Origin of the sequence: Acidovorax sp. 210-6, assembly GCF_010020825.1 — a bacterium.
GTDB classification, from domain to species: Bacteria; Pseudomonadota; Gammaproteobacteria; order Burkholderiales; family Burkholderiaceae_C; genus Simplicispira; species Simplicispira sedimenti.
In genome coordinates, this window is record NZ_JAACJE010000001.1 from 674,272 (window position 1) to 688,763 (window position 14,492).

The window sequence follows — 14,492 nt, forward strand, 5'->3', positions numbered from 1 at the left end:
GCACGCATGCGCCTGAACGACCATGGACCAGCTCTGGCTGCGCATCGTCCAGTGGCTCCACACCGTGGGGCTGCATGTGGACGCGGGCACCGCGCGGGACGTGGCCGAGGGCGCGGCACGGGCCACGGCCCAGCTCGACATGCCGGGCCTGCTGGCGCTGGCGGCCGCGCTGGGCTGGGCCAGCGGGTTCCGGCTCTATGCCGTGGTGTTCCTCGTCGGCCTGATGGGTGCGACCGGATGGCTGGCGCTGCCGCCGGGCCTGCAGGTGCTGCAGCACCCGGCGGTGCTGGCGGTGAGCGGCTTCATGCTGCTGGTCGAATTCTTCGCCGACAAGGTGCCCTGGCTCGACAGTGCCTGGGATGCGCTGCACACGGTGATCCGCATCCCGGCGGGGGCGGTGCTGGCGGCGGGGGTGTTCGGCGCCGACAACGCCACCATGGCCCTGGTGGCCGGCCTGCTGGGCGGTTCGCTCTCGGCCACGGCGCTGGCCACCAAGATGACCACGCGCGCGGCGGTCAATACCTCGCCCGAGCCATTTTCCAACTGGGGGCTGTCCTTCCTCGAAGACGGCCTGGTGGTGGCCGTGGTCTGGCTGGCCACGCAGCACCCGCTGTGGTTCGGCGTGGCGCTGGCGTTCATGCTCATCGTGTCGGCACTGTTGCTGGTGCTGCTGTTCCGATTCCTGCGCGCGGTGCTGCGCCGCGTTGCCTCGTTTTTTTCTGGTTCTCCTGGAGTGGCCTAAATGTTTACCAAAATCCTGATTGCTAACCGCGGCGAGATTGCGTGCCGTGTCGCGGCGACCGCGAAGCGCATGGGCGTCAAGACCGTCGCCGTGTATTCCGATGCCGATGCCAGCGCCAAGCATGTGGCCGTGTGCGACGAGGCCGTGCACATCGGCGGCAGCGCCCCCAAGGACAGCTACCTGCGCTGGGAGCGCATCATCGAGGCCGCCCAGGCCACGGGCGCGCAGGCCATCCACCCCGGCTACGGCTTCCTGAGCGAGAACGAGGAATTCGCCCAGGCCTGCCAGGACGCTGGCCTGGTCTTCATCGGCCCGCCGCCCTCGGCCATCAAGGACATGGGCCTGAAGGCCGAGTCCAAGCAGCTCATGGAAAAAGCCGGCGTGCCCCTGGTGCCCGGCTACCACGGCGCCAACCAGGACGCCGCGCTCTTGCAGGCCGAGGCCGACCGCATCGGCTACCCCGTGCTCATCAAGGCCAGCGCCGGCGGTGGCGGCAAGGGTATGCGCGCCGTGGACAAGGCCGAGGACTTCGCGGCCGCGCTGGCGTCGTGCAAGCGCGAGGCGATCAACAGCTTTGGCGACGACGCCGTGCTGATCGAAAAATACGTGCAGCGCCCGCGCCACATCGAGATACAGGTGTTCGGCGACACGCATGGCAACTATGTCTACCTGTTCGAGCGCGACTGCTCGGTGCAGCGCCGCCACCAGAAGGTGCTGGAGGAAGCGCCCGCGCCCGGCATGACGCCCGAGATGCGCGCCCAGATGGGCCTGGCCGCCGTGGCCGCCGCGCGCGCCGTGCACTACGTGGGTGCGGGCACGGTGGAGTTCATCGTCGAGCAGCGCCCCGATGGCAGCATGAACTTCTTCTTCATGGAGATGAACACGCGCCTGCAGGTCGAGCACCCGGTCACCGAGGCCATCACCGGCCAGGACCTGGTGGAATGGCAACTGCGCGTGGCCGCGGGCGAGCCGCTGCCGCTGCAGCAGGACGAGCTGCGCATCACCGGCCATGCCATCGAGGCGCGCATCTGCGCCGAGAACCCCGACAACAACTTCCTGCCCGCCACCGGCCAGCTCGCCGTGTACGGCCTGCCCGACTGCGTGGCCTTCGAGCGCGGCGCGGTGCGCGTGGACTCCGGCGTGCGCCAGGGCGACGCCATCAGCCCGTTCTATGACTCCATGGTGGCCAAGCTCATCGTGCACGGCGACACGCGCGAGCAGGCGCTGGCCCGGCTGGATGAAGCGCTGGCCCAGACCCACATCGTCGGCCTGGCGACCAACGTGCAGTTCCTGCGCATGGTGGCGCGCACCGACTCGTTCGCTAAAGCCAACCTCGACACTGCGCTGATCCCGCGCGAAGAGGCCGTGCTGTTCAAGCAGGAGCGCGTGGGCCTGCCGCTGGCCGCCGCCGCCGCCGTGGCCCAGACGCTGCTGCGCGAGCGCGCCACCGAAGGTGCCGACCCGTTCAGCCGCCGCGACGGCTGGCGCTCGCACGGCCTGGTGGAACGCCGCTTCGAGTTCGACTTCAACGGCGCGCATGCCAAGGCCAGCCTGGCCTACCTGCACGATGGCGGACTGCGGCTGACGGTCGGTGAAGGCGCGCAGGCTGTTTCCGGTCCGCTGGCGTTTCAGTCGGTCGCCGGGGGCATCGAACTGCAGTATGCGGGTGAGCGCACCCGGGCCGCCGTGTATGCCATGGGCGAGACCGACCATGTGTTCATGCCCCGGGGCGCGACGCAGATCGTGGCCATCGATCTGCTGGCCCATGCGGGCGAGGACCAGTCCGAGGGGGGGCGCCTGACCGCGCCCATGCCGGGCAAGGTGGTGTCGTTCGCCGTGCAGGCCGGCGACAAGGTGAGCAAGGGCCAGGCCCTGGCCGTGATGGAAGCCATGAAGATGGAGCACACCATTGCCGCGCCGGTCGACGGCGTGGTGGCCGAGCTGCTCTATGCCCCCGGCGACCAGGTGGCCGAGGGCGCCGAACTGCTCAAGCTTTCCGCTGAGTGACAGACGTTTTGCGGCGGGCGGGGTACGCTCGGTGGCCATGAAGATCACCTTTTGCTGTACCGATACCAAGGCCGAGCCCTGGCTCCAGGGCCTGCAGGCCGCCTTCCCGCAGGCCGAGATTGCCGTGTGGCAGCCCGGCGCGCCGGTGGCCGATTACGCCGTGGTCTGGGCGCCGCCCCAGCAGTTCCTGGACGAGCAGCAGGGCATCCAGGCTCTGTTCAACATCGGCGCAGGCGTCGATGCGCTGCTGCAGCGCCGCCTGCCGCCGGGCGCGCGCGTAGTGCGGCTCGACGATGCCGGCATGGCCGTGCAGATGGCCGAGTACGTGTGCCACGCCGTCATCCGCCATTTCCGCGAATTCGACCAGTACGAAGCCAGCATGCGCGCGGGCCAGTGGGCTTACCGCAAGCCGCGCCTGCGCCAGGACCTGCCCGTGGGCGTGATGGGCCTGGGCGTGCTCGGCGAGCGCGTGGCGAAGGCGCTGGCGCAGTTCGATTTTCCGGTGAACGGCTGGAGCCGCTCGCCCAAGGCTGTCGATGGCATCCGCACCTTCAGCGGGCAGGACGGCTTCAATGACTTCCTGGCCGCCAGCCGCGTGCTCGTGAACCTGCTGCCGCTCACGCCCGAGACGCAGGACATCCTGAACCGTGACACCCTGGCGCGCCTGCAGCCGGGCGGCTACCTCATCAACGTCGCGCGCGGCGCGCACCTGGTCGAGGACGACCTGCTGGCGCTGCTCGACAGCGGTCACCTCGCGGGCGCCCAGCTTGACGTGTTCCGCACCGAGCCGCTGCCCGCCGGCCACCCTTTCTGGAACCACCCGCGCATCACCCTCACGCCGCACACCTCGGCGCGCACGCTGCGCGACGAGAGCATCGCCCAGATCGCGGGCAAGATCGCCGCGCTGCAGCGCGGCGAGGCCATCGCCGGCATCGTGGACCCGGCGCGCGGCTATTGACTGCATTTTTTCAACAAGGACATCTCCATGAGCATCCCCTCCCGCGTCCAGATCATCGACGTCGGTCCGCGCGACGGCCTGCAGAATGAAAAATCCCCCGTGCCCGCCGAGGTCAAGATCGGCCTGGTGCAGCGCCTGCAGGAGGCCGGCCTGCACGAGATCGAGGTCACGAGCTTCGTCAGCCCCAAATGGGTGCCGCAGATGGCCGACAACGCCGAGGTCATGGCCGGCATCGAACGCAAGGCCGGCGTGCGCTATTCCGTGCTGACGCCCAACCTGCAGGGCTACGAGGCGGCGGTGAAGACGCGGCCCGACGAGATCGTGGTGTTCGGTTCGGCCAGCGAGGCCTTCAGCCGCAAGAACATCAACTGCAGCATCGCCGAGAGCATCGAGCGCTTCGCGCCCGTGGTCGAGGCCGCGCTGGCGGCCGGCATCCGCGTGCGTGGCGCCATGAGCTGCACCGTGGGCTGCCCCTACGAAGGCGAGGTCGCGCCGCAGCAGGTGGCCTACCTGGCCGGGTTGATGAAAGGCATAGGCGTGCAGCGCGTGGACGTGGCCGACACCATCGGCGTGGGCACGCCTCGCACGGTGCAGCGCGCCATCGAGGCGGCGCTGCAGCACTATGGCATCGACGCGGTGTCGGGCCATTTCCACGATACCTACGGCCAGGCGCTGTCGAACACGCTGGCCGCGCTGGAGCTGGGCGTGTGGAACTATCAGGCCTCGGTGGCCGGCCTGGGCGGCTGCCCTTACGCCAAGGGCGCCACGGGCAACGTGGCCACCGAAGACCTGGTGTTCATGCTGCGCGGCATGGGTATCGAGACCGGCATCGACCTCGACAAGCTTGTCGATGCGGGCGCCTACATCAGCGATTTCCTGGGCCGCAAGCCCAACTCGCGCACCGCGGTGGCCCTGCTCAACAAACGGGCTGTCTGACCGGCTTCGGCATCAGGGTGCCGCGCCCCAGAAGGCGTGGCCGCGGCCCGACTGCTTGGCCTGGTACATGGCCTGGTCGGCGCTGCGCATCAGTTCGGTCAGTGTGCGTCCGTCGCGGGGGCTGCGCGCGATGCCCGTGCTGGCGCCCACGGTGAGCGCATGGCCGTGAAACTCCACCGGCTGCCGCACGGCCGCACCCAGCCGCAAGGCCAGGGCTTCCAGGTCCGCGTCGGGCCGTGGGTCGGCCAGCAGGACCACGAACTCGTCGCCGCCCAGCCGCGCCACGATGTCACCCGCCCGGATATGGGCCTGCAGGCGCGCCGCCACGGCACGCAGCACGGCGTCTCCGGCGTCGTGGCCGTGGACATCGTTGATGGGCTTGAAGCGGTCCAGGTCCAGCAGCATCAGCGCATGGGGCGCGCCATCGGCCAGCAACTGCGCCGCACCCTGGGCCAGTCCGGTGCGGTTGGCCAGGCCGGTCAGCGGATCGGTGGCGGCGGCCTGGGCCAGGTGGGCAGCGTGCAGGCGCAGCGCCGTCTGCGAGGCGCGCAGGCCGCTGATGCGCCGGCTCAAGGCGATGGCGAACACCACCATCTCGGCGGCCACGCCGATCTGCAGGCCGTTGGCCAGCAGGAACGGTGCCTGGATCACCTCCCAGTTGACCAGCACCACGCCCAGCACCGAGAGGAACAGCAGCGCCTGTCCGCCCAGATACCAGCGTGCCGGCTGGAAGCCGCTCCGCAGGACGATGACAGCCGCCACGGCGGCCAGCAGCGTGCCCACGCTGGCGGTGATCTCGTTGAGGGTCTGCGCGATGGTGAACCAGCCCCACAGACCGAGCAGCGCGGTGCCCACCGCCACCGCGCCGATGGCCTGCAGCAGCCGGTCCAGGCTGGGTACCCGCCGCGTGTCCAGAAAACTGCGCGCGAACAGCGTCCCGAGCAGCAGCCAGAGGCTGGGCAGCACCACGTTGCCGCGCTCCTGCCACCAGGGCCACTGGCCCCACAGGTAGTGGGCCGCATGGCCGTTGAAGCTGGCCAGCGTCAGCAGTGCGAACGCGCACTGGCCGATGTAGAAGCCGTAGGTCGGGTCGCGGAAGATGCCCGCCAGCGCGAGGTTGTACACCAGCAGCGCCAGCAGGATGCCGTAGCAGATGCCGTCGAACAGCCGCTTGTGTTGCCGCCATTGCAGGTATTCGGCGGTGTCCCAGACGGACAGGCCGAGGATGGCGGTTGCCTCGCCCTGCAGTCGCACATAGACCGTGTAGGTGCCCGGACCGGGCAGCTGCAGCCGCATGAGGTAGCGCTCGCTGCCCAGCGGGCGCGTGGCGTAGGGCTGCGCCAGGCCGGTATGCACGGGCGGTGCCAGGGCCCGGCCTGCCGCATCGAAGGGGCCGTGGAAGCGCACATCCTTGAGCGCCGTGGTGTGCGTGGCCAGCACCCAATCGCCACTCGCGGCGCGTTGTTCCAGTTCCACCTTGAACCAATGGGGCCGCACGTCCTCGCCATGCCGACGCTGGGCCGGCAGGGGGGCAAAGCGTGCGGCGTGCTCCGCGCCCCGCACATCGTCCAGCGTGAGCGCGCCGTTGTCGTCCGCGAGCCAGAGCAGTTGCCCGGTGTTGTTGAGCAACAGCCCGTGCGGGTGCTCATCGAGCACGATGGGCGTGGCCCCGGTCCATGGCAAGTGACTGATGAGCAGGCAGAGGAGCAGGCAGGCGCGGAGCAGCTTCATGGACAATGGAAGGTAGTCGTCACACTGTACCCGTGTGTGCCGCCTTGTGTGTGACTCCACCCAGGCGGCTCAGCGTTCGCGCGCGCACGGCCCTGAATTGCCAGACATGAACCAGTTACCTGAAAGCATCCAACGGGTGGCCGCCGCGCTCCAGGCGGCCGGCCACCCCCACGGCCCACGCATGCTCGATGATGCGGCGCGCACTGCGCAGCAGGCGGCCGACCAGCTCGGTGTGCAGCTTGGCCAGATTGCCAAGAGCATCATCTTCCGGCGCAAGGCCGATGATGCGGCCGTGCTCGTTATCACCTCGGGCGACCGGCGTGTGGATGAGAAGAAGGTCGAGGCCCATGTGGGCAAGATCGGTCGTGCCGATGCCGGTTTCGTGAAGGATCGCACCGGCTTTTCCATCGGCGGCGTCTCGCCCGTGGCGCATGCCACGCCGCCGGTCACGCTGATCGACCGCGACCTGCTGCGCTTCGATGTGGTCTGGGCCGCCGCAGGGCACCCGCACGGCGTGTTTCCGCTCCACCCCGCCGACCTGGAGCGGCTCACTGGCGCACCCGTGGTCGATGTGGTGCAGGAGCCTGCTGCCCTATGAGTGCTATCGAAAGTATAGCTGCTCGCGCCCGTCTGTTGGGCGAAGCGGGCTATTTTGATCCCAATTCCGACGAGGTCATTCCCTCGCCCTGCATCTCGGTCTGCCGCATGTCCGAGGACCGCAGCCACTGCGTGGGGTGCTTTCGCACCATTCCCGAGATCCGCGCCTGGGCCCAGGCCGACAGCGCCGAGCGCCTGGCCATCTGGGCTGCGCTGGCGCAGCGCGCCGGGATGGCTTTTCCACCCTGAAGCCCCCACCCTGACGTCCCCACCAAGGAGCTGCCATGAAGCACATCGTCTTTCACCTGGACTTCGTTTCGCCGTACGCCTGGCTGGCCTTCGAGCGTTTGCCAGATGTGCTGGAGGGCCTGAGCCACAGCGTGGAGTACCGGCCGGTGCTGCTGGGTGCGCTGCTCAAGCAGCATGGCAACCCGGGGCCGGCGGGCATTGCGCCCAAGCGCGACTGGACCTACCGCCATGCCGTATGGCTGGGCCATTCGCTGGGCGTGCCGCTGACGATGCCGGCGCGCCACCCATTCAATCCGCTGCCGCTGCTGCGCCTGGCGCTGGCCTGCAGCGAGGACGGCAGCATCAACCGTTTCGTCACCGGCACGGTGTTCCGCCATGTCTGGCAGGGCGGGCAGGATGCGCTCGATGCCGAGCGGCTCACGCAGCTCGCTGCCGAACTGGAGCCCCAGCGCAAGCCGGGCGACGAGGATGGCGCCCGCGCCAAGGCGCTGCTGCGCGCCAACACCGAGGCCGCCACGGCGCGCGGCGTGTTCGGTGTACCGGCGCTGGAGGTGGATGGCAAGGTCTTCTGGGGCTACGACAGCCTGCCCATGCTGCGCGCCTACCTGGAGGGCGACGCCTGGTTCGGCCAAGGCTGGGAGTCCGCTGCAAGCGTGGCGCAAGGCCTGCCGGTTTGAATGCAGGGGCGTGCCATGGCGGCCGCCCCATCCTTCATGCCCAGCGCCTTTCCTTTCAACGCATCCCCCTTCGATTGCCTCACCCCCGACGAGCAGCGCCTGGTGCGCGCCAGCGTGGACATCGCCTACTTCCCCGAAGGTGCGGTGGTGCTCGATGCGGGCAGCGTTCCTAGCCACCTGTTTGTCATCATCAAGGGCTACGTCACCCAGACCGAGGGTGAAGAGGTCTTGGCCACCTACGGGCCCGAGGACAGCTTTGATGGCTGTGGCCTGATGACCGGCCGCCTGCACAGCCGCTTTGTGGCCACCGAGGAATTGGTGGCCTACCAACTGGCACGCGAGGCGGTGAACGAACTCATCGCCTGCAATACCACCTTTGGCGCCTTGCTGTTTTCCGACCTGGGCCAGAAGCTCAGTGCCCTGGCACGCAGGGCAGGGCAGCATGAGCTGCAATCGCTCACCATGGCGCGCGTGGAGCAGGCCTTTCTGCGCCCGGCCCCCATGGTGACTGCGGACACCGACATCATCACCGTCGTGCGCCTGCTGCAGGAGCAGAGGGTGAAGAATGTGCTGGTGACCGGGCTGGCCGACGGCGGCCTGGGTATTTTCACCAACACCGATTTGCAGCGTGCCATTCTCGATGGCCGCCCGCTGGACCAGTTGGCCGTGGGCACACTGGCCAGCACGCCCGTCGTCACCGTGCGCGAGTCCGACTCGCTGGGCGACGCCATGGTGCTGCTGCTGCGCAGGCGCGTGCACCGCCTGGTGGTGCTGGAGGACGCTGGCGCCGTACGCGGGGTGCTGGAGGCGCTGGACCTGTTCAGCTTTCTGGCCAACCATTCGCACGTCATCACGGCGCAGATCGAACACGCACAGGATTTGCCCGCACTGGCGCAGGCCGCCGCACAGATCACGCGGCTGCTCGCCGCGCTGCAGCGCGGTGGCACGCGCATCGGGCTGATGGCCAAGCTGGTGCAGCAACTCAACGCCCACCTGTTCGAGCGCGCCTGGTCCATGGTGGCCCCCCCCGACCTGGTGGAGAACAGTTGCCTGTTCGTCATGGGCAGCGAGGGGCGCGGTGAACAACTCCTCAAGACCGACCAGGACAACGGCTTGGTGCTGCGCGATGGCTATGCCGCGCCGCCGGAGCTGGACGCCATCTGCCAGCGTTTTTCGGAGGTGCTGGCGAGCTTTGGCTACCCTGAGTGCCCCGGCCGCATCATGGTCAGCAACCCCGACTGGCGCGGCTCGGTCCACAGCTTTGGCCAGCGTGTGCGCCAATGGCTGCTGGCGCCCGAGGCCGACAGCCTGATGCAGCTCGCCATCTTTCTGGATGCGCATGCCGTGGCGGGCGATGCGGCGCTGCTCCATGCCGTGCGTGAAGGTGTGGTGGAGCAGGCCATCGACAACGACGCCGTACTGGCCCGCTTTGCCGCTGCCATCGACAACTTTGGCGGCGCCTCGGGCTGGTGGAGCCGCCTGTTCGGACTGAGCGATGAAGGCCGTGCCATCAGCCTCAAGAAGGCGGGCATCTTTCCCATCGTTCATGGCGTGCGCAGCCTGGCGTTGGCGCGGCGCGTGCCGGCCACCGGCACGGCCGAGCGGATTGCCGCACTGGTGGAGGCGGGCGTGCTCGATGCCGCCCTGGGCGATGAGCTGGTGCAAAGCCTGCACTTCCTCATGGGACTGCGCCTGCAGGCCGGGCTGGCCCAGATCGACACGGGCCGGCCGGTCACCGGCAACGTCGATCCCGAGCGGCTCAGCACGCTGGAGCGCGATCTGCTCAAGGACGCGCTCGCGGTGGTCAAACGTTTTAAGGCGCTGCTGCACCACCGGCTGAAGTTGGACGCGCTGTGACACTGCTGGAACGCATGCGCCGCACCTGGCAGCGCTACCACCTGGCGCGGCCAGAGTTTGCCTTCCTGCTCGAACCGCCGCCGCCCAACGAATGGGTGGCCATCGACTGCGAGACCACGGGCCTGAACCGCCGCACCGACGAGATCATTGCCATCGGCGCCGTGCGCATCGTGGGCCAGCGCATCCTCACCAGCCAGCGGCTGGAGTTGTTGGTGCGGCCCGACAAGGAGGTGCCCGCGGACAGCGTGCGCATCCACCGCCTGCGCAGCCGTGATGTGGCCCAGGGCCTGCCGCTGGACGAGGCGATGCGCCAGCTGCTGCATTTCATCGGCAGCCGCCCGCTGGTGGGCTACTACCTGGAGTTCGATGTGGCCATGCTCAACCGCGCCGTGTGGCCCTTGCTGGGCATGGGCCTGCCACAGCAGCGCTTGGAGGTATCGGCCATGTACTACGAGTACAAGTTCAAGCAGTTGCCGCCCTACCAGCAGTTCGACAACGCCCACATCGACCTGCGCTTTGCCACGCTCATGGACGACCTGGCGCTACCCCAGCGCGAAGCCCACGACGCCCTCAACGACGCCGTCATGGCGGCCATGGCCTTTGTCAAACTGCGCCAGTTGCAAAGCCAATAAAAAAACCGGGCGCCAGGCCCGGTGGATTGTCCCCCCCGCATCGCGCAACGATGCGAGGGGGAGGGCGCCGCATGCGCCACAGGGGGGGTGATCCCTCTACCTCAATGCCCCGATGCGCCAGCGGCGCCCAGGCCCGTTTCCGAACGCACCTGCTGCGCCGGGAATGCGGCGCGCTCGCGCGCGGCGTTGGCGCTCTTGTCGGTGATCGAGAAGAGCCAGATGCCCACGAAGCCGATGGTCATGGAGAACAGCGCCGGCGAGGTGTAGGGGAACAGCGCCGAGCCGGCCGGGTTGCCCAGCGTGGCTTCCCACACCGAGGGCGACACGATGGTCAGGCCCACCGAGGAGATCAGGCCCAGGAAGCCGCCGATCACCGCGCCGCGCGTCGTGCAGTCTTTCCACAGCACCGACATGAACAGCACCGGGAAGTTGGCCGAGGCCGCGATGGCGAAGGCCAGCGAGACCATGAACGCGATGTTCTGCTTCTCGAAGGCGATGCCCAGCACCACGGCGATCACGCCCAGGGCCAGGGTGGTGATGCGCGAAACCTTCAGCTCCGAGGCGCTGTCGGCCTTGCCCTTCTTGAACACCGTGGCATACAGGTCGTGCGACACGGCCGAGGCGCCCGAGAGCGTCAGGCCGGCCACCACGGCCAGGATGGTGGCGAACGCCACGGCCGAGATGAAGCCGTAGAAGATGTTGCCGCCCACCGACTTGGCCACCAGCACGGCCGCCATGTTGGCCGTGCCCGCGCCGCCGTGGATCACACCCTTGACCACATCCGCCATCTCGGGGTTGGTCAGCACCAGGGTGATGGCGCCGAAGCCGATGATGAAGATCAGGATGTAGAAGTAGCCGATCCAGGTGGTGGCCCACAGCACCGACTTGCGGGCTTCCTTGGCATCGGGCACGGTGAAGAAGCGCATCAGGATGTGCGGCAGGCCGGCGGTGCCGAACATCAGCGCCATGCCGAACGAGATGGCCGAGATCGGATCCTTGATGAAGCCGCCGGGGCCCATGATGGACAGCCCCTTCTTGGCGGCGTCTTCAGCCGACATGCCGGTGTTGGCGGCGATATTGGTGCGCACTTCCACGCCCTTGGCGAACAGCGCCTCGGGGCTGAAGCCGTACTGTGCCAGCACCATGAAGGCCATGAAGCTCACGCCTGCCAGCAGCAGCACCGCCTTGATGATCTGCACCCAGGTGGTGGCCGTCATGCCGCCGAACAGCACATAGACCATCATCAGCGCGCCGACGATGACCACGGCCATCCAGTATTCCAGGCCGAACAGCAGCTTGATGAGTTGGCCGGCGCCGACCATCTGCGCGATCAGGTAGAACGCCACCACCACCAGCGTGCCCGAGGCCGCGAAGGCACGGATCGGCGTCTGCTGGAAGCGGTAGCCCGCCACGTCGGCGAAGGTGAACTTGCCCAGGTTGCGCAGGCGCTCGGCCATCAGGAAGGTGATGATGGGCCAGCCCACGAGGAAGCCGATGGAGTAGATCAGGCCGTCGTAGCCGGTGGCCATCACGGCCGCCGAGATGCCCAGGAAGGAAGCCGCGGACATGTAGTCGCCCGCGATCGCCAGGCCGTTCTGGAAGCCGGTGATGCCGCCGCCAGCCGTGTAGAAATCGGCGGCAGAGCGTGTCTTGGCAGCGGCCCACTTCGTGATCCACAGCGTACCGGCGACGAAGATGCCGAACATGATGATGGCCGTCCAGTTGGTGGCCTGTTTGGCCGCCTGGCCCACATCGCCACCGGCGGCATGGGCGGCCCCTGCGGTCAGCAGGGCCAGCAGAGGCAGCGCTTGAAGGGCTGGTTTCTTGAGAGCGTTCATTTCGATGCGTCTTTGAGAATTTGCTTGGTCAGTGCATCGAACTCGCCGTTGGCACGGCGCACATAAATGCCGGTGATGACGATGGTGAACAGGATCACGCCCATGCCGATGGGAATGCCCAGAGTGGTCACGCCGCTGCCGATAGGCTGGGCGAGAAACTTCTTGTCGAATGCAATCAGCGCGATATAGCCGTAATAAGCCACCAGCATCAGCACGGTCAGAAAGATGCCCAGACGGTTGCGCTTGGTGCGCAGTTCCAGGTACTTCGGATGGCTCTGTATTTTCTGGACCACCGGGTCGCTCATGAATCAGTCTCCTAGGGATGGATCTGCCATCGGCGGGGTGCCGTGGCAGGCCGGCGCATTCTGCAAACCGGCACTGACCAAGCGCTTACGCAGTGCAGCAATTGCAGTGCAACAAACTGCTGCAAGGCACGCTGGGCCTGGTTTTGTCAGTGTCGGGTCAGTTTCAAGCAAGCCCTTGTTGGCTGGGCGTCAGAACGGGGTCAGCACGGCCTCCAAGAATGCTTGCAGGCTGCCATAGAGCAGCTTGCAAGCATTGGAGACAACCCATGGCCCCCCCGGCTTCCAACGGGCCGATGACGCCCGAGGAGACGCGGGTGGTCATTGCCTCGTCGCTGGGCACCGTGTTCGAGTGGTACGACTTTTACCTCTACGGTGCCCTGGCGGCCATCATTGCGCGCCAGTTTTTCAGCGCGCTCGACGCGGGCTCGGCCTTTCTGTTCGCGCTGCTGGCGTTCGCCGCCGGTTTTCTGGTGCGCCCTTTGGGGGCCGTACTGTTCGGGCGGCTGGGTGACATGATCGGGCGCAAGTACACCTTTCTGGTGACCATGCTGGTCATGGGCCTGGCCACCTTTGCAGTGGGGCTGCTGCCGGCCTATGCCAGCATCGGCGTGGCGGCGCCCATCCTGCTCATAGGGCTGCGCCTGCTGCAGGGCCTGGCCCTGGGGGGCGAGTATGGCGGGGCCGCCGTCTATGTGGCCGAACATGCCCCCCAGCACCGGCGCGGCGCCTACACCGCCTGGATCCAGACTACGGCCACGCTGGGCCTGCTGATGGCGCTGCTGGTCGTCATGGGCGTGCGTGCGCTGCTGGGCGAAGACGCATTTGCCGACTGGGGCTGGCGTATTCCCTTTCTGGTGTCCATCGCGCTGTTGGCCGTGTCGGTGTGGATTCGCCTGTCCCTGGCCGAGACACCGGCCTTCCAGCGCATGAAGGCACGGGGGCGCGCCTCGCGCGCCCCCGTGCGCGAGGCCTTCGGGACATGGAAGAACCTGCGCCTGGCCCTGCTGGCGCTGCTGGGCCTGACGGCCGGGCAGGCCGTGGTCTGGTACACCGGGCAGTTCTATGCGCTGTTCTTTCTGACGCAGCAGCTCAAGGTGGAAGCCGCCACCGCACAGCTCTTACTGGCGCTGGCGCTGCTGCTGGGCACGCCGCTGTTCATTGTGTTTGGTGCGCTGTCCGACCGCGTGGGCCGCAAGCCGGTCATCCTGTTGGGCTGCGTGCTGGCGGCGGCCACGTACTTTCCGGCCTTTCAGGCGCTGACCGTGGCGGCCAACCCTGCGCTGGCGCAGGCCCAGGCACGCAACCAGGTGGTCATTGAAGCGTCTCCCTGGGGCTGCTCCTTCCAGTTCAATCCCACCGGAGCCACGCGCTACACCAGCCCCTGCGACCTGGCCAAGCAGGTGCTGGCCGCGCATTCGGTGAGCTACCACACCGAGCCTGCCGAAGGCGAGAGCGCAGCCGCTGTGGTGCGCATCGGCACCCAGCGCATCGTGCTGGAGCCTGCCACCGGCATGACCGGCATGCAGGCGCGCGAGCGTGAGCGGACCTTTCGCAGCGCCGTGGCCCAGGCCTTGCAGGTTGCGGGCTACCCAGACCACGCCGACCCGCAGGCCATTGACCGGCTGCGTGTGGTCGCCATCCTGTGGTACCTCATGCTGCTGGTCACCATGGTGTACGGCCCCCTTGCGGCGGCGCTGGCCGAAATGTTTCCTACCCGCATCCGCTACACGGCCATGAGCCTGCCGTACCACATCGGCAACGGCTGGTTCGGTGGCATGCTGCCGCCCATGGCATTTGCCATCGTCGCGCAGACGGGCAACATGTGCAGCGGCCTGTGGTACCCGGTGCTGATTGCCGGGGTGGGTGCGTTCATCGGCGCGCTGTGGCTGCGTGAGACGCGTGGCGTGGATATGTATGCCGAGGATTGAGACGGTGTGAATGAATCCGGCGTGCCAGAGCAGGC

Annotated in this window: 13 protein-coding genes; 10 read left to right on the forward strand and 3 right to left on the reverse strand. The window is 67.8% G+C overall.

All coding sequences use genetic code 11. The features are described from left to right. The first annotated feature begins 22 nt into the window (after positions 1–22). From GWK50_RS03140 to GWK50_RS03155, 4 genes are read left to right on the forward strand one after another with little or no spacing between them, the layout of a single operon-like run. Positions 23–742 (forward strand): DUF4126 domain-containing protein, encoded by a 720-nt coding sequence (locus tag GWK50_RS03140; protein ID WP_162015247.1) that lies wholly within the window; start codon positions 23–25, stop codon positions 740–742. Then, the gene (locus GWK50_RS03145) at positions 743–2,749 is read left to right on the forward strand and encodes an acetyl/propionyl/methylcrotonyl-CoA carboxylase subunit alpha (protein WP_162015248.1); all 2,007 of its coding nucleotides are present in this window, start codon (positions 743–745) and stop codon (positions 2,747–2,749) included. It abuts the gene before it with no gap. 37 nt (positions 2,750–2,786) lie between these two features. After that, entirely contained in the window at positions 2,787–3,707 is a 921-nt protein-coding gene (locus GWK50_RS03150) for a glyoxylate/hydroxypyruvate reductase A (protein ID WP_162015249.1), read from the forward strand. Positions 3,708–3,734: 27 nt separating this feature from the next. Further along, positions 3,735–4,643: a hydroxymethylglutaryl-CoA lyase gene (locus GWK50_RS03155; protein ID WP_162015250.1), complete on the forward strand. Its 909-nt coding sequence runs from the start codon at positions 3,735–3,737 to the stop codon at positions 4,641–4,643. A gap of 12 nt (positions 4,644–4,655) precedes the next feature. On the opposite strand, the gene GWK50_RS03160 is transcribed toward GWK50_RS03155, so the two are convergent. Then, positions 4,656–6,374, reverse strand: a complete 1,719-nt coding sequence (locus tag GWK50_RS03160; RefSeq protein WP_162015251.1) for a diguanylate cyclase — start codon at positions 6,372–6,374, stop codon at positions 4,656–4,658. A gap of 106 nt (positions 6,375–6,480) precedes the next feature. Here GWK50_RS03160 and GWK50_RS03165 point away from each other — a divergent pair, with 106 nt between their 5' ends. Genes GWK50_RS03165 through GWK50_RS03185 form a run of 5 tightly spaced genes read left to right on the forward strand, consistent with a single transcriptional unit; the run spans position 6,481 to position 10,386 of the window. Next, positions 6,481–6,972 (forward strand): YbaK/EbsC family protein, encoded by a 492-nt coding sequence (locus tag GWK50_RS03165; RefSeq protein ID WP_162015252.1) that lies wholly within the window; start codon positions 6,481–6,483, stop codon positions 6,970–6,972. Further along, positions 6,969–7,220, forward strand: a complete 252-nt coding sequence (locus GWK50_RS03170) for a DUF1289 domain-containing protein (protein WP_162015253.1) — start codon at positions 6,969–6,971, stop codon at positions 7,218–7,220. The genes GWK50_RS03165 and GWK50_RS03170 overlap by 4 nt, the downstream gene beginning before the upstream one ends. Positions 7,221–7,255: 35 nt before the next feature. Further along, on the forward strand, positions 7,256–7,897 hold the full coding sequence (locus tag GWK50_RS03175; protein WP_162015254.1) for a 2-hydroxychromene-2-carboxylate isomerase: 642 nt from the start codon (positions 7,256–7,258) through the stop codon (positions 7,895–7,897). A 36-nt stretch (positions 7,898–7,933) separates the two neighbouring features. Then, on the forward strand, positions 7,934–9,754 hold the full coding sequence (locus GWK50_RS03180) for a putative nucleotidyltransferase substrate binding domain-containing protein (RefSeq protein ID WP_162018000.1): 1,821 nt from the start codon (positions 7,934–7,936) through the stop codon (positions 9,752–9,754). Positions 9,755–9,768: 14 nt separating this feature from the next. Beyond that, positions 9,769–10,386 (forward strand): 3'-5' exonuclease, encoded by a 618-nt coding sequence (locus GWK50_RS03185; protein ID WP_162018001.1) that lies wholly within the window; start codon positions 9,769–9,771, stop codon positions 10,384–10,386. A gap of 101 nt (positions 10,387–10,487) precedes the next feature. Here the strand turns inward: GWK50_RS03185 and GWK50_RS03190 are convergent, their stop codons facing one another. Together GWK50_RS03190 and GWK50_RS03195 are read right to left on the reverse strand one after the other, a co-directional pair. Then, positions 10,488–12,224, reverse strand: a complete 1,737-nt coding sequence (locus GWK50_RS03190; protein ID WP_162015255.1) for a cation acetate symporter — start codon at positions 12,222–12,224, stop codon at positions 10,488–10,490. Beyond that, positions 12,221–12,529, reverse strand: a complete 309-nt coding sequence (locus tag GWK50_RS03195) for a DUF485 domain-containing protein (protein WP_162015256.1) — start codon at positions 12,527–12,529, stop codon at positions 12,221–12,223. The genes GWK50_RS03190 and GWK50_RS03195 overlap by 4 nt, the downstream gene beginning before the upstream one ends. A 266-nt stretch (positions 12,530–12,795) precedes the next feature. Here GWK50_RS03195 and GWK50_RS03200 point away from each other — a divergent pair, with 266 nt between their 5' ends. Beyond that, a complete protein-coding gene (locus GWK50_RS03200) occupies positions 12,796–14,457 on the forward strand; it encodes an MFS transporter (protein WP_242455276.1) in 1,662 nt (553 codons plus the stop codon). The last annotated feature ends 35 nt before the right edge of the window (positions 14,458–14,492 follow it).

Coding starts and splice junctions, on each gene's coding strand:
- GWK50_RS03180 (WP_162018000.1), top strand. CDS start 7,934: ATGCCCAGCGCCTTTCCTTTCAACGCATCCCCCTTCGATTGCCTCACC.
- GWK50_RS03170 (WP_162015253.1), top strand. CDS start 6,969: ATGAGTGCTATCGAAAGTATAGCTGCTCGCGCCCGTCTGTTGGGCGAA.
- GWK50_RS03165 (WP_162015252.1), top strand. CDS start 6,481: ATGAACCAGTTACCTGAAAGCATCCAACGGGTGGCCGCCGCGCTCCAG.
- GWK50_RS03140 (WP_162015247.1), top strand. CDS start 23: ATGGACCAGCTCTGGCTGCGCATCGTCCAGTGGCTCCACACCGTGGGG.
- GWK50_RS03155 (WP_162015250.1), top strand. CDS start 3,735: ATGAGCATCCCCTCCCGCGTCCAGATCATCGACGTCGGTCCGCGCGAC.
- GWK50_RS03195 (WP_162015256.1), bottom strand. CDS start 12,529: ATGAGCGACCCGGTGGTCCAGAAAATACAGAGCCATCCGAAGTACCTG.
- GWK50_RS03200 (WP_242455276.1), top strand. CDS start 12,796: ATGGCCCCCCCGGCTTCCAACGGGCCGATGACGCCCGAGGAGACGCGG.
- GWK50_RS03185 (WP_162018001.1), top strand. CDS start 9,769: ATGCGCCGCACCTGGCAGCGCTACCACCTGGCGCGGCCAGAGTTTGCC.
- GWK50_RS03160 (WP_162015251.1), bottom strand. CDS start 6,374: ATGAAGCTGCTCCGCGCCTGCCTGCTCCTCTGCCTGCTCATCAGTCAC.
- GWK50_RS03150 (WP_162015249.1), top strand. CDS start 2,787: ATGAAGATCACCTTTTGCTGTACCGATACCAAGGCCGAGCCCTGGCTC.
- GWK50_RS03190 (WP_162015255.1), bottom strand. CDS start 12,224: ATGAACGCTCTCAAGAAACCAGCCCTTCAAGCGCTGCCTCTGCTGGCC.
- GWK50_RS03175 (WP_162015254.1), top strand. CDS start 7,256: ATGAAGCACATCGTCTTTCACCTGGACTTCGTTTCGCCGTACGCCTGG.
- GWK50_RS03145 (WP_162015248.1), top strand. CDS start 743: ATGTTTACCAAAATCCTGATTGCTAACCGCGGCGAGATTGCGTGCCGT.